Origin of the sequence: Streptomyces sp. XM83C, assembly GCF_023072675.1 — a bacterium.
Classification (GTDB): Bacteria; Actinomycetota; Actinomycetes; order Streptomycetales; family Streptomycetaceae; genus Streptomyces; species Streptomyces thermocoprophilus.
Genome location: NZ_JALLGL010000027.1, coordinates 1 through 18,084, shown reverse-complemented (window position 1 = coordinate 18,084; position 18,084 = coordinate 1). Strand labels below are relative to the sequence as shown.

Genomic DNA, 18,084 nt, shown 5'->3' with positions numbered 1-18,084 from the left:
TCTCCTTGTGTGCGGGGCCGCTCAGACGAGGGCCGCGGCGGGTCGGCCGGCCGGGCTGTTCTCCGTGCCGCCGGAGGACGCGCCGGCGACGGTGTACTGGTTGGCGGGGCGGGGCAGGCCGTAGCGGGAACGCAGCGTCTGCCGGGGCCCGTACTCGGTGCGGAACAGGCCGCGCGCCCGCAGGATCGGCACGACCTGGTCGACGAACGCGTCCAGACCGGACGGCAGCACCGCTGGCATGATGTTGAAACCGTCCGCCGCGCCCCGCGTGAACCAGGTCTCGATGGTGTCGGCGACCTGCTCCGGCGTGCCCGCGAGCGTGAAGTGCCCGCGCCCGCCGCCGAGCCGCCCGATCAGCTGACGCACCGTCAGCCGCTCACGCCGCGCCAGCTCCACGACGAGCGTGTACCGGCTCTTGGCGCCCTCCACGGCGTCCTCCGGCGGCAGATCCGCCGGCAGCCCGGCGTCCAGCTCCAGCGTGCCCGGCGGCAACTGAAGCAGGCTCTCCAGCCGCGTCACCGCGTGCCGGTGCACGATGTGGTCCTCCAGCACCTGCTCTGCCGCCCGCGCCTCCGCCTCGGTCGAACCGAGGATCGGCACGATGCCCGGCAGCACCTTGATGTGATCCGGGTTCCGCCCGGCCGCCGCGGTCCGCGCCTTCAGGTCGGCGTAGAACGCCTGCGCGTCCTCTAGCGTCTGCTGCGCGGTGAACACCGCCTCCGCGTACCGGGCGGCGAACGCCTTGCCGTCCTCGCTGGAACCGGCCTGCACCAGCAGCGGATAGCCCTGCGGGGTGCGCGGCACGTTCAGCGCGCCCGCCACCTTGAAATACGTGCCCTCGTGCCGGGGCGGGTGGATCTTGCCGTCGTCGCCCCAGACACCGGCCTCCTTGTCGGCGACGACCGTGTCGTCCTCCCAGCTGTCCCACAGCTTCTTCGACACCTCGACGAACTCCGCGGCACGCGCGTACCGCTCGGCGTGCGCCGGCTCCTCGTCCCGGCCGAAGTTGCGGGCGGCCTCCCGGCCGGCGGTGGTGACGATGTTCCAGCCGGCCCGGCCGCCGCTGACGACGTCCAGCGACGCGAAACGGCGGGCCAGGTTGTACGGCGAGTTGTACGACGTGGACGCCGTCGCGATCAGCCCGATGTGCTCGGTCGCCGTCGCCAGCGCCGTCAGCAGCGTCAGCGGCTCCAGCACACCCGACGGACGCTGCCCCACGCTGTTCCACAGCTGCGGCCCGTCGGCCAGGAACAGCGAGTCGAACGTCCCGCGCTCCGCGATCCGCGCCAGCCGCACATAGTGCGCGAGATCCACATGGGCGTGCGGGTCGCTCTCCGGCAGCCGCCACGACGCCTCGTGGTGGCCGGTGCTCATCAGGAACGCGTTCAGATGCAAGGTGCGGGTGGTCACTTGAGGTCCTCCGTCACGCCGAGCGCGGCCAGCAGCCGCTCCCGGTACTCCCCGAGCCGCGGATCGCCGGACGAACGCGGATGGGGTCGGTCGATGGTCAGGTCGAGGCCGATACGGCCCTTCTCGAGGACGAGGACTCGATCGGCGAGCACGATCGCCTCGTTCACGTCATGCGTCACGAGCAGCACCGACGGCCGGTGCCGCTCCCACAGCTCGCGCAGCAGGCCGTGCATCCGTATCCGGGTGAGCGCGTCCAGCGCCCCGAACGGCTCGTCGGCCAGCAGCAGTTCCGGTTCGCGGACCAGGGAGCGGGCCAACGCCGCCCGCTGCGCCTCACCGCCGGACAGCTCACCGGGCCAGGACCGCTCCCGGCCGGCGAGTCCGACCTCGGCGAGCGCCGCACGGCCCTTCGCGGCGGCCTCCTTGCCGTCGGTGCCGAGCAGCACGTTGTCGAGGACCCGCGTCCACGGCAGCAGCCGCGAGTCCTGGAACACCACCGACACCCGCTCCGGGGCGATCAGCTCACCGCTGCCCTCCACCTCGTGGTCGAGGCCCGCGACGGCGCGCAGCAGGGTGCTCTTGCCGGAGCCGCTGTGCCCGAGCAGGGCGACGAACTGCCCGGCGGGGATCTCCAGATCGACACCGTCGAGGACGGTCCGCCCGTCGAACGAACGGGTCAGCGCCTTCAGCCGTACGGCGGGGCGGGTCAGCTGCTCAGTGTGCGGCGCCACGACAGCACCCTCCGTTCGATCAGACGGACCGCGCTGTCGGAGACCAGGCCGAAGACCCCGTACACGAGCAGACCGACCAGGATCACGTCGGACTGGCCGTAGTTCTGCGCCTGGAACATCAGATAGCCGAGACCGCTGGTGGCGTTGATCTGCTCCAGCACGACCAGGCCCAGCCAGGAGCCGGTCACCCCGAGCCGCAGACCGACGAAGAAGCCGGGCAGCGCGCCCGGGATCACGATCTGCCGGACGAACCGCAGCCGGGACAGGCCCTGCACCTCGGCCAGTTCGACGAAACGGTGGTCGATGCCCGACAGCGCGGCATGCGTGTTCAGATAGATCGGGATGTAGACGACGATCGCGATGATGGCGATCTTGAAGGTTTCCCCGATGCCCAGCCACAGGATGAACAGCGGGATCAGACCGAGCGTCGGGATCGCCCGGTTCAGCTGCACCGATCCGTCGATCAGCGCCTCGCCGACCCGGCTGAGCCCGGAGACCAGCGCGAGGACGACACCGGCGGTCAGACCGATCGCGAAACCGGCCGCGGCGCGCCGCAGCGAGGTGAGGACGTCCGTCGGCAGGGTGCCGTCCGTCCACAGCCGGCCGGCGGTCTCCAGCACCGTCCAGGGCGCCGGGACCGCCCCCGGGTCCAGCCGGCCCGCGGCGGACGCGGACGCCCACAGCACCAGCAGCAGCGCCGGGCCGATCAGCCGCGAGGCGGGCAGCCGCCTGCCCGGCGACAGGGACCGGCGGCGCCTGCGCGCATCCGGCGCACCGGGCGGCGCGGCGGTGGGCGCCGGGGCGGTCGAGGTGGTCGTCGTGGTGGTGGCCATGACCGTCACTTCCGGTACTCGGCGGGTACGGAGCGGGCCGCGATGCCCTCGAAGCGGTGGTCGAAGAGGTCGTCCACCTCGAAGGGCTTCACGAAGCCGCCCTCGGCGAGCAGGTCGGCGGTCTCCTGCTCCCAGCGGATCGCCTCGTCCCACGTCGGCGGGAACAGCGGCTTGTTGGCGAGCGCGGTGATCGACCGCGCCTGCTGCGGCGTCAGGTTCTGCGTGCCGACGTAGAACTCCCGGTTCCAGATGTCGGGGTGCTCGTACTGCCACACCAGGCCCCGCGCCCACTGCGGGATGTACGCGGCGATCGCGGCGGCCTTCGCCCGGTCGTTCAGCACGGACACCGGCGCCCACAGCAGACTCAGCAGGTCCACCACATCGGTGGGGACGGTGTGCGCGCCCTTCGCCTCGTACTGCTTCAGATACGCGGGCGCCTGGCTGTTGGCGAGCGGGGCGATGTCGACCTGCCCGGACTGCAGCGCGGTGAGGAACTGGTTGCTGGTGAGCGGCACCAGCGTCACATCGTCGTAGGAGATCCCCGCCTTCTTCAGCGCCCGCAACAGCACCACACCCTGTGCCTGCCCCTGCGAGAACGCCAGCTTCCTCCCGCGGAAATCGGCCACCGCGCGGATGTCGCTGCCCGGTTTCGTGGCGAACAGATAATTCGGTTTGCGGGTCAGGTTGATCGCCACGATTTTCGCGCGGAAGCCCTGGTAATGCGCCTGGATCGGCGGGATTCCGGCATTGGCCGCGAGGTCCAGTGACTTGGCGCGGAAGGCGTTGATGACATCGGGGCCGGCGCCGATGTTCAGCCAGTTCGACACCTTGAACGGCAGCGGCGGCAGCTTCGCCAGCTCGAACTGCAACTGCTGGGTGTTCTGGTACGAGGCGATGCTCAGACTGGTGCCCGCCGGAACCTTGTCCAGCAACGGGGCATCGGAGGCGGGCTCGTCGGCCGCGGCGCTCGACCCGGCGCAGCCGCTGAGCCCGGCGACAGCGGCGGCGGCACCGAGCACAGACGTCAGGAACAGTCTCCGGTCGAGACCGAAGACACCGGAAGAAGGCATGGGAGAACTCCCTGAGAATTCATGGAGAAAAGCTGAGAGAAGGCATGCGGCACCCCCGGTGCGGAAGCAACAGGAAACAGGGGTGCAGGCAGATGATCACGCGCGCCGGGCGCGTCGGCGCGTCAGCAACAAAGAGTGCGACAGCTCATGGAAAGAATGCTCCCGGTCATCGACGACCCCTGTCAACATTCGGAGTTTTTGAATTAATTAAGGCCGTGCGACATGCCCAGCGGGTCCCGGTACAGCACGTCCAGCGCGACCGCCCCGCCGGCCACGGCCAGCACCGACTCCGGGAAACTCGTCGGCAGCACGGACGCGGCACGCTCCGGCCCCACCGCCGCGCGCAGCTCCCGCAAGCAGTCCTCACGGTGGACCGACCCGATCTCGGTGACGACGACGGTCTCCGGGTTGAGGACGTCCAGCAGCAGAGCCACCGCACGCCCCGTCATCCGGGCCCGCTCCACAAGCAGCCGTACCGCCACCGCGTCCCCGCCCGCCGCGGCACGCACCACACGCATCGGGTTCGCCGCGTCCACGCCCGCCTCCCGGGCCCTGCGGCACAGCGTCCGCTCGCTCAACTCCGCCTGGAGACAGCCCTTCCGGCCGCACGCGCACGGCTCCTGCCCGCCGGGCAGCGGCAGATGGGCGATCGTGCCGGCCTGGGAGCGCGGGCCGTGATGCACCTCGTCGTGCGTGGCGAACGCCGCGTCCACCACGTTCCCCGCGAACAGATGCAGCACGCTGCCGCTGCCCCGGGCCCGCCCGAACAGCCGCTCCGCGTTGACCAGGGCCCGCGCGTGCCCGTCCACATGCACGGGCAGCCCGGTGCGCGCGCCGAGCACCTCACGCACGGGCACGTCCCGCCAGCCCAGCAGCGGATGGTCGACGATCGTGCCGGCCTCGTGGTCCACCCAGCCGCCCGTGGCGCAGCCGATGCCGAGCAGCCGACCGCCCGGCGCCGACGCCGGCAGCCCGGCCAGCGCGTCCGCGGCCCGCTCCAGCACACCCGCCGGGTCCGACGGACGGTCGTGCCGCAGCTCACGCCGGGCGACGACCCGGCCGCGCAGATCGAGCAGCGCGACCGTCGTGTACGGCACCGCCACATGCACCCCGCCCACCAGATGCCGGCGGTCGTCCACGTCGAGCGGCACATGCGGGCGCCCCGCACCGCGCGCCCGGCGCGGCGCCGCCGCCTCCCGTATCAGGCCGCGCTCGGTGAACAGGGCGCAGTAGTCGGTCACCGACGCGGGGGACAGCCCGGTGAGCCGGGCGATGGTGCTGCGCGCCACGGGGCCGTGCTCCAGCACGGACCGCAGGATGACGCTGGCGCTGGTGCGCCGCCGGTCACGGTCGGCGACACGGGGAACGGTCGACAGGGGCAGGGGAGTCGCGGTACGGGGCATGGGCCACTTCCTCGGGAGGGGTCCGACACTGCGCCGAGAGGATCGGCGGGCCGGGATCCGCTCCGCCCCGCCTCACTCCGGGCGGCGACAGGCGGCCGTGCTCACGCGTCGCAGATCGACATGGCGACGCGACGAGAAGTACCGGGCCTGGGCAACCATGCGGGGAAAGCTAGCAAAGCGGCGGACCGCTGCCCAGACGCCGACCGACGGGTGAGACGGTCGTCCCACAGGGCGGGCCGTTTGGTGGGACCCCACAGCCGCCGCACCCGGCCGGTGCGCGCCCTCCCGTATCTTCGGCCACGTCACCTCAGTGACCGGAGTCACGCCCGACCGGGTGTGATCCGCGGGCGTTGTGCGAAGCCCACCAAGCCGCCGACGCACCCTTTGTCGGCGGCTGACGGTGATCGCCCGCCGACCGCCGGTATAGCGTCACGGTGTCCCTGATCGTCCACCCCCGCGGAGACCCTCCATGAGCACCGCCGCCACTTCCGTCCGCACCGGACAGGTCCTCGCCGACCTGCTGCCGGCCTCCCGCGTCCGCGACGCGGCCCTGGTCATCGGTGGCGCCGCCCTCACCGGTCTCGCGGCCCAGCTCTCCGTGCCGATCCCGGGCACCCCGGTACCGGTCACCGGCCAGACCTTCGCCGCGCTGCTCGTCGGCACCTCCCTCGGCGCCGGCCGCGGCTTCCTCTCCCTCGCCCTGTACGCGCTCGCCGGTGTCGCGGGCGTGCCGTGGTTCGCGGGCGGCGGCTCGGGCGCGGCGGCCCCGTCGTTCGGCTATGTCCTCGGCATGCTGCTCGCCGCGACCGTCGTGGGCGCGCTGGCCCGCCGCGGCGGCGACCGGGATGTGTGGCGCACGGCCGGCACCATGCTGCTCGGCGAGGCGATCATCTACGCCGTCGGTGTGCCCTACCTGGCCTTCGCCACCGGCATGTCCGCCACCGCGGCGATCGCGGCCGGCCTCACGCCGTTCCTGATCGGCGACGCCCTGAAGGCGGCGCTGGCCATGGGGCTGCTGCCCACCGCGTGGAAGCTCGTCGACCGTAAGTAGCCGGGCGGGCGGCCCGTCACGAGGCCGCCTCCGTACGGCAGTCCACGGGCGGGAACGCTCGGGTCTCTCGGGCCTGATCGTTCCCGCCCCTCGCGCGTCACCCTCCGAAGAGGCCCGCCGGGTCGTACCGCGACCGCAGCCCGGCGAGCCTCTTCGCGGTCTCCGGCTCGTGCAGCCCCTCGGCGCGGTCACCGGCGCCGAAGGCGAAGTTGGGGCTGCGGCCCAGCGTCCACGGGGCGAGCACCGCGAACGCCGGGTCGAGCAGGGCGCGTCCCTCCTCCCGCTCACCGCCCGTCAGCAGCCGTACCAGATACCGTCCGGCCCGCCACGGCACCGCGTTCGCGGCGGGCTCGGCCAGCGCCCCGCCCAGATGGTTGATCTGCACCACGCACATCCGGCCGGCCTCCGGCCCGGTGCGGCGCAGCACCTCACCGGCCGCGTCCGCGTCCAGGTCCCGCAGGACGGCGCTGTCGCCGTAGTAGGCGTGCGGGAAGTCCGGGTCGCTGTGCACGGTGTGGCTGTCGGTGTACGGCATCTCCCGCAGGGTGTCGGCCAGCACCGGCCCCGCCTGGCGCAGCGGGGCCGTCAGCCGCTCCCCGTCACCGCCCGTCCAGGCGATGCGCACCGACAGCACGTACCGCCCCCGCAGATGGTGCGGCAGCGCCGGGACGTCCGGGTACGGTACGGCCGCTAACGACGACGTCAGGCCGGACGGCACGGTCCGTGTCCACTTGGCCCAGGCGCGCAGCAGGGCCGCCGGGTCCACCACCCGCCCGTCGTAGGAGAGCGAGCCGCCGTCAGCGTGCGCACCGGGACCAGCGCGGTCTCCAGCCCGATGACGACACCGAGGCCGGGCCCGCCGCCGAGCAGCCCCCAGTACAGGTCGGGTTCCGTCTCGGCGGTGACGTGCCGGAGGCGGCCGTCGGCGGTGACGACGTCGAGGGAGCGGACATGGTCGGCGGCCCAGCCGAACTCCCTGGCGAGCAGCCCCAGTCCGCCGCCCGGCGTGTAGCCGACGACGCCCACGGACGGGGCGGAGCCGTTGAGCGGCGCCAGCCCGTGGGGCGCGGCGGCGGCCACCACCGCGCCCCAGCGCACGCCCGCGCCGACGCGGACGGTGCGTGCGACGGGGTCCACGGTGAGCCGGTCCAGCCGCCGCGTGGTGACCAGCAGCCCGCCGCGCCGGGCGCCGGGCAGCCCGTGCCCGGTGGCGTGCACGCCGACCCGCAGCCCCCGCCCGGCCGCGTACCGCACGGCGGCGGCCACGTCCTCGGGCCGGGCGGCGGGGACGACCAGGTCGGGCCGCTGGTCGAAGGCGAGCTGGAATCCGGGGGTCTCCTCCTCGTACCCGGCGTCGCCGGGTCGCAGGACGGTCGGACCGCTGAGCGTGCCGGAGTCGGTGAACGTGTCCATGGCCCGAGCATGCGCGGATAACCTGACAACGACCGTCAGGTTATCCGCCCGGCCTCTCTCACCCCTGGGTGCGGCGCCGGCGCGCCCACCACATCCCGGCGGCCCCGGCCGCGACCAGCGCTCCGGCCCCGGCCCCCAGAGGCACCGCGGCCTCGCCGGCACCGGTCTTCGGCAGCTCGTCGGCGCCGGGCGCGGCCGGCACATTGTCGGTGCCGAGGAGGAGCGGGGTCGTGGGGGCGTCCGGCGACGGGTTCGTCGTACCGAACGGCACCGGCCCCTGCTGCCAGAACGTCTTCTTCCCGTCGCTCGTCCGAACGGGCAGGCAGATCCTTCCCTTCTTGTTCAGGTCATAACTGGCGTCGACCGTGTACGACTTCGAGGCACCGGACGCGAGAGGTCCCACGGGGCAGCTGAAAGCGCTGTTCGAACCTTCCGGCAGATCCTTTTCGGCGAGGGCCGAGCAGCCCTTCACGTCATCGATCCGGAGGCCTTCGAAACCGACCACCAATAGTCGGATGTCATCGCTGTCCTTGCTGCCGGTGTTCTTCACCGTCGCGGTGATCGTTGATTTGTGCGAATTGTTGTCGACCGAGATCTTCTCCGGCAGCAGCGTGGTCAGTTCCACGCCCGCCGGTGCCGGGTCCATGACTTTTCCCCCTTTGCTGCTGCCCGGCCCCTGGTCATCGGCGAGCGCCGGCCCGGACAGCACCGTCACCGCCGATAAGGCTGACGCGACCAGCGCTGCCGCGAACATCGTCGTACGACGAGAACTCATGTTCGTCCCCCTTGCCTCCCCCTGGACTGCGCCTGAATTCGCAGTACTTGAAGAGGTACCACAAGATTTCTCCACACTATGCTGGTACGGCGTGAACTGTGGCCGTTGTGTTTACCGGGGGCGGTCTTCGAGGGGGTGCGGCGGAAATGGTGGGGAATACGGGAGAGAACGGGGCCGCGGGCCGGGAAGGAATTCCCGGGCTGCTCGTTGCGGACCGTTACCGGCTGGTCGAGAGTATCGGCCGGGGAGGAATGGGACGCGTGTGGCGTGCGGTCGACGAAATCCTCGACCGGCTGGTCGCGGTGAAGGAGATACGCATCGACGGCCAGGACGCCGAGGACGAGCGGACCCGGCGCGAACGCACCCTGCGCGAGGCCCGCGCCACGGCGCGGATCGACCACCCGAACGTCGTCCGGGTATACGACGTCGTGGACGAGGGCGAGCGCCTGTGGATCGTCATGGAGCTGGTCGGCGGCCGGTCCCTGGAGCGCCTGACGGCCGAACGCGCCCTCGACCCGCGGGAGGCGGCACGGATCGGCCTCGGCCTGGTCGCGGCACTGCGTCAGGTGCACGCGCGAGGCGTCCTGCACCGCGACATCAAACCCGCCAACGTCCTGGTCGACACGGACAACGACCGGATCGTCCTCACCGACTTCGGCATCGCCGCGATCCAGGACACCAAGGCCCTCACCATGGCAGGCGTGCTGGTCGGCTCACCCGACTACATGGCCCCCGAGCGCATCTCCGGCCGCAGGCAGGGGCCGCCGTCCGACCTGTGGTCCCTGGGCGCCACCCTCTGCGCGGCGCTCGCGGGCCACTCCCCGTTCTCCCGTGAGACGACCATGGCCACCCTCGTCGCCGTCCTCCACGACGAGCCCCGACTGCCCGACGGGGCGGGCCCGTTGAGGCCGCTGCTGGAGGCCCTGCTGCACAAGGAGCCGGCGGCCCGGCCCGCCCTGGACGCCGTGGAGGAGGCCCTGCGGGCGGTGGCCGAGCCGGCCGGGACGGACGCGGCGGAAAGGACGGCGGGGGAGCGGACGGTGGTGGAGGGGCTTGCGGCCCCGCTCCCGGCGAAGGAGGGATTCCCGGCGACCCAGGGGCCGGCAGCGGGGGAGAGGCCGGGGCGCGGAGAGCCGCCGCCGGAGCCTCGGGACGCCCCGCCTGCCCGCACACCGCCCGACCCGCGCCTGCCGGCCGGGCCATCCGCCTCCGCGCCGCCGGCCGCACCCCCGGAGCCGGTACGGCACACCCCGCATCCGGAACCGGCCGGGCAACAGCCACTGCCGCAGCCGACCCCGCAACCCTCACCCCCCGCTTCACGGCCGCCGCACCCGGCGCTCACCTCGACGGTGTCCCCCCACTCGGCGACCACCGCGACCACCAGGCGCCCGGAGCTGCCGGGCCCGCCCGGCGCGTCCGCCCCCCGCTTCCGGCGTCGTACGGCCCTGACCGCGGCCGTGGGTGTGCTGGCGGCCGTCGCGGTCGCGGCCGTGGCGGTGACGGTGCTGCCCGGCGACGACGAGACCCCGGCACAGGGCAAGGGCGGCTCGTCGGTCCCGGTGTCCGCCTCCTCGCCGTCGGCGTCCTCGCCGGCACCCACCGTCGCGGGCACCTCCCGGGCCCCGACACTGCCGCCGGGCGCCCACCGGGAGGCGGGCGGATTCGCGTGGGTCACGCCCGAGGGGTGGCGCCGGAACGTGCGCACGGGCTCCGAGGTGCACTACACGTCCCCGGACGGGACGCAGGAGCTGGCGGCCAAGGCCTCGTTGTCGCGGGGCCGGCTCATCGACAACTGGGAGAAGTCCGAACGCGACGCCCAGCGCGGCCGGGAGTACCGCAAGATCCGGCTGGAGGAGACGACGTACCGCGGTCATCCGGCGGTGGTGTGGGAGTACACGTTCGTGCTGGACGGTGCCCCCTGGCACGCCCACCTGCTCGGTTTCACCACCGGAGGGCGGACGTACCAGGTGAACACCTGGTACCGGCCGGGCGCGGAGCAGCGGGCGCTGCGGATCTACGAGGACGTGAAGGACAGCTTCACGGTCCTCTGAGTCCTCCGGTTCCCGTCACACGCCCGCCCGGCCGGCCGCCGGAACCGGCCCTCGCCGGTCCCGGCGCGACACCGGCCGGATCATCGGCCGGATCACCGGCCGGTTCACCGGTCAGTGGTCGGCGGGCGCCTTCGACCGCCTCGCGAGGACCTGCTGCTTGACCACGGCGATCACCAGCACGATCGCCGCGACGAGCATCGACAGCAGCACGGTCTCGCGGCCGTCGTGCTCGGTGTCCGTCAGCATGTAGCCGAACACGGACACGATCAGCGTGGCCGTCCCCCACGTCAGATACGGGTACAGCCACATCTTCACGACCAGCTTCTCCGGCGCCTCCCGCTGGATGATCTTCCGCATCCGCAGTTGCGAGAAGCAGATGACCAGCCATACGAACAGCGCGACCGCGCCGGAGGAGTTGAGCAGGAAGAGGAAGACGGTGTCGGGGAACTTGTAGTTGAAGAACACCGCGACGAAACCGAACACGACCGACACGAGGATCGCCGTCTGCGGCACGCCCCGGCTCGTCGTACGGGCGAACGCGCGCGGCGCGTCACCGCGCTCACCGAGCGAGAACGCCATGCGGGAGGCCGTGTACAGGCCGGAGTTGAGGCAGGACAGCACCGACGTCAGCACGATGAAGTTCATGATCTGCCCGGCGTGCGCGATACCCAGGGAGTCCAGGGCGGCGACGTACGAGCCCTTGTCGGCGATCGACTCGTCGTCCCACGGCAGCAGTGTGACCACGACCAGGACCGAGCCCAGGTAGAAGACACCGATGCGCCAGATGATGCTGTTGGTGGACTTGGTGACGGCCCGCTGCGGGTCCTCCGACTCACCGGCGGCGAGCGTGGCGATCTCGCTGCCCATGAAGGAGAACACGACGAGCAGCACACCGGTGAGGATGGCTCCGGGCCCGTTGGGCAGGAAGCCGCCGTGGTCCGTGAGGTTGGACAGGCTCGCCTTGTCGCTGTCCACGCCGGGCAGCACACCGAACACGGCCAGCCCGCCGATCACGATGAACGCGCCGATGGCGACGACCTTGATGCCGGCGAACCAGAACTCGAACTCGCCGTAGGAGCCCACCGAGACCAGGTTGGTGGCGGTGAGCACCGTCATCACGATCAGGGCCCAGCCCCACTGCGGGACGGCCGGGATCCAGCCCTCCAGGATCTTCGCTCCGGCGGTCGCCTCGACGGCGAGCACGACGACCCAGAAGAACCAGTAGAGCCAGCCGATGGAGAAACCGGCCCAGGGGCCGAGCGCACGGTCGGCGTGCGCGGAGAACGAACCCGAGGTCGGGTTGGCCGCGGACATCTCGCCCAGCATGCGCATCACCAGCACCACGAGCGTGCCGACGAGCGCGTACGAGAGGAGGATGCCGGGGCCGGCGGTGGCGATGCCGGTGCTGGACCCCACGAAGAGGCCCGCGCCGATGACACCACCGATGGCGATCATGGAGAGATGGCGGTTCTTGAGGCCCGCGTGGAGACCGGACCCGGAGCTTCCGGGTTCTCCGGTGCCTCCCTGGCCGGACGCGGCCTTGGTGAGTGTCGGCTGCGAGGTCATGCGACGGATTTCCTTTGCGCCGTTCGATCTTGTGGATCTTTCACGCCCGTACGACTCGCGGCGTACGAGGCGCTCCAGTGAATCGGAGGCAACGGAGTTCGGGAACCTTTGAATCCGTATCGTTAACTTGAGGTTTACCTGAGGTTCTGTGGTTCGGATCACAGTGTTCCGATTGCGGTCCTGGTCGGACGACCCCGCCCTGCCGCCGGGCGCGGCACATGTCACACTCGTGCCATGCGCGTGTATCTCGGCTCGGACCATGCCGGCTTCGAACTCAAGAACCACCTCGTCGAGTGGCTGAAGGAGGCGGGCCACGACCCCGTCGACTGCGGGCCGCACATCTACGACGCCCAGGACGACTACCCGCCCTTCTGCCTGCGCGCGGCCGAGCGCACCGCCGCCGACGCCGGCTCCCTCGGCATCGTGATCGGCGGCTCCGGCAACGGCGAGCAGATCGCCGCGAACAAGGTCAAGGGCGTGCGGGCGGCCCTCGCCTGGAGCGAGGAGACCGCCGCGCTCGGCCGGCAGCACAACAACGCCAACGTCGTCGCCGTCGGCGCCCGTATGCACACCCAGGAGGAGGCGACGAAGTTCGTCGAGGTCTTCCTCGACACCCCGTTCTCCGGTGACGAGCGTCACGTCCGCCGCATCGACATGCTCTCGTCGTACGAGACCACCGGAGACCTCCCGCCGATCCCGGCGCACCACCCGCAGCAGGACTGACCGCACACCGGCGGCGGGCCCGAACCACGGGCCCGCCCGCAGGGCCGAGACGCGCCCCGCCGACCGCACAGCCGCCGTCGCGGTCACCGCCGTGACGCCCTCACGGGCCGCCGCGGAACCAGGGGCCGGAAGGGACGCACACCGTGCCGGAGGGGCACACCATTCACCGGCTGGCGCAGGACTACGCCGACCGCTTCCGCGGCACCGCGCCGCGCGTCACCAGCCCCCAGGGCAAGTTCTCCGACGCCGCCGACCTGCTCAGCGGCGCCCCCCTCACCGCCACCGAGGCCCACGGCAAGCATCTGTTCCTGCGGTTCCGCGACGCCGACTGGGTCCACATCCACCTCGGCCTGTTCGGCAAGGTGGCCTTCGGCGACGCCCCGGCGCCCCCGCCCACCGACACCGTCCGGCTGCGCCTCGCGAACGACACCGCCTGGGCCGACCTGCGCGGGCCCACCACCTGCGCCCTGATCACCGACACCGAGAAGCACGCGATACACGACCGCCTCGGCCCCGACCCGCTCCGCGACGACGCCGACCCGGACGCGGCCCACCGCCGTGTCGCCCGCAGCCGCACCACGATCGCCGCGCTGCTCATGGACCAGAAGGTCATCGCCGGCGTCGGCAACGTCTACCGCGCCGAGGTCCTCTTCCGGCACGGCGTCGACCCCTACACGCCCGGCAAGGACATCACACCGGACCTGTGGCGCGCCCTCTGGGACGACCTGGTCGCCCTCATGCGCGAAGGTGTACGGAACAACCGCATCGACACCGTCCGCCCCGAGCACACCCCGGAGGCGATGGGCCGCCCGCCCCGCGTCGACGACCACGGCGGCGAGGTGTACGTCTACCGCCGGGCCGCGCAGCCCTGCCACATCTGCGGCGACGAGATCCGCACCGCCGGCCTCGCCGCCCGCAACCTCTTCTGGTGCCCCACCTGCCAGCGCAACTGACCCCGCCGGCACGGCACGTCGGCGCTGCTGGACCCGCGCTCTAGAACCCGTGCGGCGCCCACGGCGCGACCGTCGAGCCGAACGCGGTGGCCGCCTCCTGCAACGCGCCCTGCCGCAGCTCCCGCACCCGGCCCGCCGCCGCCAGCCCGGCCAACGACACACCGCCGAGGCAGGCCGCGCCCAACTCCCGTACCGACAGGGCGAGATCCGCGGCGTCCCGGGTGCGCTCGCACACCGCGCCCTTCGCGTCGCCCGTCAGCCGCCAGCGCCCCTCGTTCCACGGGCAGAAGGAGTCCTCGACCTCCAGCACCACATCCACCGGCACCTGATACGTCCGCGCCGCCAGCGCCGCCCCCACCTCGACGGGGCGGACGTACAACTGGTCCCGCAGCCGCGGCAGACACCGCCGGATGTCCGACACCTGGTACTGCCAGGCCTCGTCCACCGGACGTCCCCGCACCTTCAGCGTCGACATCAGGTCGATACCGAACAGGAACCGCCACAGCGCCGCCTCCGCCGCCGGGTCGAGACCCGCCAGCTCCTGCAACAGCACCGTGCCGTCGTGCCCGCTCGGCCCCCACCCCAACTTCGTACGGAACCGGGCGAATCCGACGACCTGCCCGTCCCGCTCCGCCACCACGCACTGCAACGCCGACGCCCCGTCACGGTCGCTCTCCGCGTCCAGCAGCCCCATCCGCTCCCAGCCCGGCCGGTGGCGGGCCAGCATCCCCGGCCGCCGCGGCACGTTCGCCGCGTACACCCGCTCGCACGCGTCCAGGACGGCACCCGGCTCGGCGTACCGCACCCGTACGCCGTCCGTGCCTTCCGGCACCGACAGCGACACCCGGGAGATGTCGATCTCCGCGCTGACCTGGAAGGCCGCCGCACCGTACCCGAACCGGCCGTAGATGGCAGGCTCCGACGCCATCAGCACCGCCAGCGGCTCCCCCCGCCGCCGTACGTCCTCCAGCTGCCGGCGCATCATCGACGTCAGCACCCCGCGCCGCCGGTGCGTCGCCGCCACACTGACCATCGTGACGCCCGCGGCCGGCACCGCGGCACCACCCGGCATCGTCATCCGGAACGAGAACGCCCCGGCCGTACCCACGACCTCGTCCCCGTCCCAAGCCGTAAGAAAGCGGTCGAACTCGGTCAGTTCGCGCCACAGTGCGCGCTCCTCGGCCGACTCGGTGGCCCCGCCGAACGCGCGGAGCAGATGGTCGTAGGCGGCATCCCACTCGTCCTGCCTCAGCCCGCGCAGCTCGATCGCGGAGCCCGCCGTCACGTCAGTCGTCATGCGACATCCCTATCAGCGCCCCGCAAACCGGGCCAGGGAATTTCCCCACGACGCCCGCACACCGGCCGCCCGTGAAGTTCACTGTGAAGTCCGACCTCGGACGGGGGACAAGTGGGACCTCCCGTACCGAGTGCCAGGTTCGATGGATAGGGTCCCGAACTGATGGCAGAAGGACGAGAACGGCGCGCGGCGGCCGACACGTTTTCGGCCCGGTGGAAGATGCAGTGGCACCGGGTCCGCGTCGGCGTGCGCAGAGCCGCCGTCGACTACTTCCGCGGCGACGGCTCCGACTGGGTCGCCCTGGCCGGGCTCTTCCTCACCATCCCGCTCATCGCGAGCCTCACCCTCGTCGACCCCGTGTGGGTCTCACCCGCCGCCCTGGTCCTGCCCATCGTCGCGGGCGGCCTGCTGCTGCGCCCGGCCAGCCTGCTCGGCCTGTACGCCGCTGCCGCCACCGCCCTCATCGTCGAATCGGTACGGCTCGGGCCGTACACCGAAGGACCCTCCAGAGTCACCCCCGGCACCGTCCTGGTCGTCGCCGCCTGCGGCTTCGTCGGCCTGCTCATCGCCCAGTTCCGCAGCCGCGTCGGCGTGCCCTGGCGGCGCGGCGGCACCATGCTGTTCGACCTGCGCGAACGCATCCGCGTCCAGAGCAAGCTGCCCCGGCTGCCCCGCGGCTGGCACCACGAGATGGCGCTGCGCCCGGCCGGCGGCCAGTCCTTCTCCGGCGACTTCGTCGTCGCCGCCCGCACCAACGGCGGCCGCACCCTGGAGGTCGTCCTCACCGACGTCTCCGGCAAGGGCATGGACGCCGGTTCGCGCGCCCTGCTGCTGTCCGGCGCGTTCGGCGGACTGCTCGGCTCCCTGCCCCCGCACGCCTTCCTGCCCGCCGCCAACGGCTATCTGCTGCGCCAGGAATGGGAGGAGGGCTTCGCCACCTCCATCCATCTCGTCCTGGACCTCGACACCGGCGACTACGAGCTGTACTCCGCGGGCCACCCGCCCGGCCTCCAGCTCAGCGCGGGCAGCGGACGCTGGGAGGAGAAGGCCGCCGAGGGCCCCCTCCTCGGTGTGTACGACGGCGCCCAGTTCGACCCGGTGAAGGGCTCCCTGCGCCCCGGTGATGTGCTGATGCTGTTCACCGACGGCCTCGTGGAGACCTCCGACCGGGACATCGTCGAGGGCATCGACCGCCTCACCGGCGAGGCCGACCGCTACGTCCCCGGCGGCTTCCACGGTGCCGCCTGGCATCTCATCGAGGCCGTCGCCAAGGACGTCAACGACGACCGGGCGCTGCTGCTGATCTGCCGCGAGGGCCCGACGGCGGCGGCCGCACGCTGACGGGACGCCGGCTGCCACACTGGCCGGGTGACCGAGACCCCGAACGCGAGCACAGAGTCCGACGCCGGCAGGGGAACCACCCCCGACACCGGCACCGGCACGCTGTCCCTGGCCGAGGTGGAGGCCCTCGCCCGCGCCGCCCACGAAGGCCAGACCGACAAGGCCGGACGGCCCTACGCCGAGCATCTGCGGGCCGTCGCCGAGGGCGTGCGCGCCCGGGGCGGCGACGCCGACCAGATCGCGGCGGCCTGGCTGCACGACGCCGTCGAGGACGACAAACTGTCCGAGGAGTGGCTCGAACAGGCCGCGCTGAGCCCCCGTACGAAGGCGGTCGTCCGCGCGGTCACCAAACGGCCCGGCGAGTCGCCCGAGGCCTACGCGCGGCGCATCCTCGCCACCCCCGGCGCCCTCCTGGTGAAGGAGTCCGACCTGGCGCACAACGCGGACCCGGCCCGGCTCGCCGTCCTGGACGACGCCACCCGTGCCCGCCTCACCGAGAAGTACGCCCGGATGCGCGCCCTGCTGGGGCTCGCCTGACCGACCGCACGAATCACCGCAAAACCCCACCAATTCCCCAACATCCTGCCTCCTGACGGCGGCTGGGACCGACGATGTGTCACACGCTGCATGAGGCGGCCGGGTTGGTGGCACGATGGTGCTGCGGGGGCGTGCGGGGTCGCACCTCCCCGGGCCGGGAGAGCGGACCGACCGAGGGTGTGATCAGTTGTGGCCATTTCACTGTCCGTCGTGCTGCTGTTGGCGATCATCCTGGTGGTGATGATCCGCGCCGGCTCCATCAAGGCCGGACCCGCCATCGTGGCCATCCTCTTCGGCTTCTTCCTCGCTTCCACCGGCATGGCCCCGTCGATCCAGCGCTTCCTCGACTCGATAGCGCAGTCGATCAACTCGATCAGCTTCTGATCCGCGGAGGGACGCTCGTATGCCTCAGGGGCAGGGCACACCGGACGGGCAGACGGCCTGGATCCGCCTCGACGCAACCGAACGCGCCCGGTACCAGCGGCGCACGGGCATCGCCGCCGCGGCTCTCGTCGGTCTCATGGTGGTGGCGGTGCTCGTCGCCCCGCCCGCCACGCGCTGGTGGTGGGGCACGCTGGGCGCTGTCTTCGTCGTGGTCGTTTCCCTGAACATGTACCACCACGCCACGGGAGCGACCCTGCTCACCGCCGCGGGCATGGAGTTCCACACGGTCCTCGGGCGCCGCTTCGTTCCCTGGTCCGAGATCGCGGCCGTCCAGGAACGCCGGCACACCACACGCGGCGGCACCTACTGGCAGATACACCTCATCCAGCTCCACGGCAGGACCCGCACGGTCCCCGGGGCCCACACCAGCACCCCCGACGACCCCGGCTTCGCCCGCAAGCTCGCACTCATCCACGACTACCGGGCCCGCGCCACCGGCCGCTGACCCCGGCCACCCGCAGCAAAACCCCCGCGCCCCCGTGCCCG

Annotated in this window: 17 protein-coding genes and 1 pseudogene; 8 read left to right on the top strand and 10 right to left on the bottom strand. The window is 72.2% G+C overall.

Features of this window, described 5'->3' with window-relative positions; all coding sequences use genetic code 11:
- Positions 1-21 precede the first annotated feature (21 nt).
- The 6 genes from MTQ10_RS05655 to MTQ10_RS31590 all read right to left on the bottom strand — a co-directional run bounded on the left by MTQ10_RS05655 (position 22) and on the right by MTQ10_RS31590 (position 5,606).
- Positions 22-1,410 carry an LLM class flavin-dependent oxidoreductase gene (locus tag MTQ10_RS05655; RefSeq protein ID WP_247462871.1) on the bottom strand — a complete coding sequence of 463 codons (1,389 nt, stop codon included), beginning with the start codon at positions 1,408-1,410 and terminating at the stop codon, positions 22-24.
- The gene (locus MTQ10_RS05650) at positions 1,407-2,141 is read right to left on the bottom strand and encodes an ABC transporter ATP-binding protein (RefSeq protein ID WP_247462869.1); all 735 of its coding nucleotides are present in this window, start codon (positions 2,139-2,141) and stop codon (positions 1,407-1,409) included. The genes MTQ10_RS05655 and MTQ10_RS05650 overlap by 4 nt, the downstream gene beginning before the upstream one ends.
- Positions 2,117-2,974: an ABC transporter permease gene (locus tag MTQ10_RS05645; RefSeq protein WP_247462868.1), complete on the bottom strand. Its 858-nt coding sequence runs from the start codon at positions 2,972-2,974 to the stop codon at positions 2,117-2,119. The genes MTQ10_RS05650 and MTQ10_RS05645 overlap by 25 nt, the downstream gene beginning before the upstream one ends.
- Positions 2,975-2,979: 5 nt before the next feature.
- On the bottom strand, positions 2,980-4,044 hold the full coding sequence (locus tag MTQ10_RS05640) for an ABC transporter substrate-binding protein (protein ID WP_247462866.1): 1,065 nt from the start codon (positions 4,042-4,044) through the stop codon (positions 2,980-2,982).
- A gap of 203 nt (positions 4,045-4,247) precedes the next feature.
- A complete protein-coding gene (locus MTQ10_RS05635; protein ID WP_247462863.1) occupies positions 4,248-5,447 on the bottom strand; it encodes an ROK family protein in 1,200 nt (399 codons plus the stop codon).
- 72 nt (positions 5,448-5,519) lie between these two features.
- Positions 5,520-5,606, bottom strand: a complete 87-nt coding sequence (locus MTQ10_RS31590; RefSeq protein WP_356758691.1) for a putative leader peptide — start codon at positions 5,604-5,606, stop codon at positions 5,520-5,522.
- Positions 5,607-5,916: 310 nt separating this feature from the next.
- Between MTQ10_RS31590 and MTQ10_RS05630 the strand changes: the two genes are divergently transcribed.
- Positions 5,917-6,498 carry a biotin transporter BioY gene (locus tag MTQ10_RS05630; protein ID WP_247462862.1) on the top strand — a complete coding sequence of 194 codons (582 nt, stop codon included), beginning with the start codon at positions 5,917-5,919 and terminating at the stop codon, positions 6,496-6,498.
- 97 nt (positions 6,499-6,595) lie between these two features.
- On the opposite strand, the pseudogene MTQ10_RS05625 reads toward MTQ10_RS05630, so the two are convergent.
- Both MTQ10_RS05625 and MTQ10_RS05620 read right to left on the bottom strand, forming a co-directional pair.
- Positions 6,596-7,911, bottom strand: a pseudogene (locus tag MTQ10_RS05625) (FAD-binding oxidoreductase).
- A 58-nt stretch (positions 7,912-7,969) separates the two neighbouring features.
- The gene (locus MTQ10_RS05620) at positions 7,970-8,686 is read right to left on the bottom strand and encodes an LPXTG cell wall anchor domain-containing protein (protein ID WP_247462861.1); all 717 of its coding nucleotides are present in this window, start codon (positions 8,684-8,686) and stop codon (positions 7,970-7,972) included.
- 251 nt (positions 8,687-8,937) lie between these two features.
- On the opposite strand from MTQ10_RS05620, the gene MTQ10_RS05615 reads away from it, so the two are divergent.
- Entirely contained in the window at positions 8,938-10,737 is a 1,800-nt protein-coding gene (locus tag MTQ10_RS05615; RefSeq protein ID WP_247462860.1) for a serine/threonine-protein kinase, read from the top strand.
- 111 nt (positions 10,738-10,848) lie between these two features.
- Here the strand turns inward: MTQ10_RS05615 and MTQ10_RS05610 are convergent, their stop codons facing one another.
- On the bottom strand, positions 10,849-12,303 hold the full coding sequence (locus tag MTQ10_RS05610) for an amino acid permease (RefSeq protein ID WP_247462859.1): 1,455 nt from the start codon (positions 12,301-12,303) through the stop codon (positions 10,849-10,851).
- 234 nt (positions 12,304-12,537) lie between these two features.
- On the opposite strand from MTQ10_RS05610, the gene MTQ10_RS05605 reads away from it, so the two are divergent.
- Both MTQ10_RS05605 and MTQ10_RS05600 read left to right on the top strand, forming a co-directional pair.
- A complete protein-coding gene (locus MTQ10_RS05605) occupies positions 12,538-13,026 on the top strand; it encodes a ribose-5-phosphate isomerase (protein WP_247462858.1) in 489 nt (162 codons plus the stop codon).
- A 143-nt stretch (positions 13,027-13,169) separates the two neighbouring features.
- Positions 13,170-13,979, top strand: a complete 810-nt coding sequence (locus MTQ10_RS05600; protein ID WP_247462857.1) for an Fpg/Nei family DNA glycosylase — start codon at positions 13,170-13,172, stop codon at positions 13,977-13,979.
- A gap of 40 nt (positions 13,980-14,019) precedes the next feature.
- On the opposite strand, the gene MTQ10_RS05595 is transcribed toward MTQ10_RS05600, so the two are convergent.
- Positions 14,020-15,276, bottom strand: a complete 1,257-nt coding sequence (locus MTQ10_RS05595) for a GNAT family N-acetyltransferase (protein WP_247462856.1) — start codon at positions 15,274-15,276, stop codon at positions 14,020-14,022.
- A gap of 162 nt (positions 15,277-15,438) precedes the next feature.
- Here MTQ10_RS05595 and MTQ10_RS05590 point away from each other — a divergent pair, with 162 nt between their 5' ends.
- The 4 genes from MTQ10_RS05590 (at position 15,439) to MTQ10_RS05575 (ending at position 18,043) form a co-directional block, all read left to right on the top strand.
- The gene (locus MTQ10_RS05590) at positions 15,439-16,617 is read left to right on the top strand and encodes a PP2C family protein-serine/threonine phosphatase (RefSeq protein WP_247462855.1); all 1,179 of its coding nucleotides are present in this window, start codon (positions 15,439-15,441) and stop codon (positions 16,615-16,617) included.
- A 102-nt stretch (positions 16,618-16,719) separates the two neighbouring features.
- Positions 16,720-17,154: an HD domain-containing protein gene (locus MTQ10_RS05585; RefSeq protein ID WP_247462892.1), complete on the top strand. Its 435-nt coding sequence runs from the start codon at positions 16,720-16,722 to the stop codon at positions 17,152-17,154.
- A gap of 189 nt (positions 17,155-17,343) precedes the next feature.
- Positions 17,344-17,538, top strand: coding sequence for a hypothetical protein (locus MTQ10_RS05580; protein ID WP_247462854.1), 195 nt, complete (start codon positions 17,344-17,346; stop codon positions 17,536-17,538).
- 19 nt (positions 17,539-17,557) lie between these two features.
- Positions 17,558-18,043, top strand: coding sequence for a hypothetical protein (locus tag MTQ10_RS05575; protein ID WP_247462853.1), 486 nt, complete (start codon positions 17,558-17,560; stop codon positions 18,041-18,043).
- Positions 18,044-18,084: the final 41 nt, after the last annotated feature.

Excerpts from the sequence above, each read along its gene's own strand:
- MTQ10_RS05615 (WP_247462860.1), top strand. The coding sequence starts at position 8,938 with ATGGGACGCGTGTGGCGTGCGGTCGACGAAATCCTCGACCGGCTGGTC.
- MTQ10_RS05575 (WP_247462853.1), top strand. The coding sequence starts at position 17,558 with ATGCCTCAGGGGCAGGGCACACCGGACGGGCAGACGGCCTGGATCCGC.
- MTQ10_RS05620 (WP_247462861.1), bottom strand. The coding sequence starts at position 8,686 with ATGAGTTCTCGTCGTACGACGATGTTCGCGGCAGCGCTGGTCGCGTCA.
- MTQ10_RS05590 (WP_247462855.1), top strand. The coding sequence starts at position 15,439 with ATGGCAGAAGGACGAGAACGGCGCGCGGCGGCCGACACGTTTTCGGCC.
- MTQ10_RS05645 (WP_247462868.1), bottom strand. The coding sequence starts at position 2,974 with ATGGCCACCACCACGACGACCACCTCGACCGCCCCGGCGCCCACCGCC.
- MTQ10_RS31590 (WP_356758691.1), bottom strand. The coding sequence starts at position 5,606 with ATGGTTGCCCAGGCCCGGTACTTCTCGTCGCGTCGCCATGTCGATCTG.
- MTQ10_RS05610 (WP_247462859.1), bottom strand. The coding sequence starts at position 12,303 with ATGACCTCGCAGCCGACACTCACCAAGGCCGCGTCCGGCCAGGGAGGC.
- MTQ10_RS05595 (WP_247462856.1), bottom strand. The coding sequence starts at position 15,276 with ATGACGACTGACGTGACGGCGGGCTCCGCGATCGAGCTGCGCGGGCTG.
- MTQ10_RS05605 (WP_247462858.1), top strand. The coding sequence starts at position 12,538 with ATGCGCGTGTATCTCGGCTCGGACCATGCCGGCTTCGAACTCAAGAAC.
- MTQ10_RS05635 (WP_247462863.1), bottom strand. The coding sequence starts at position 5,447 with ATGCCCCGTACCGCGACTCCCCTGCCCCTGTCGACCGTTCCCCGTGTC.
- MTQ10_RS05640 (WP_247462866.1), bottom strand. The coding sequence starts at position 4,044 with ATGCCTTCTTCCGGTGTCTTCGGTCTCGACCGGAGACTGTTCCTGACG.
- MTQ10_RS05630 (WP_247462862.1), top strand. The coding sequence starts at position 5,917 with ATGAGCACCGCCGCCACTTCCGTCCGCACCGGACAGGTCCTCGCCGAC.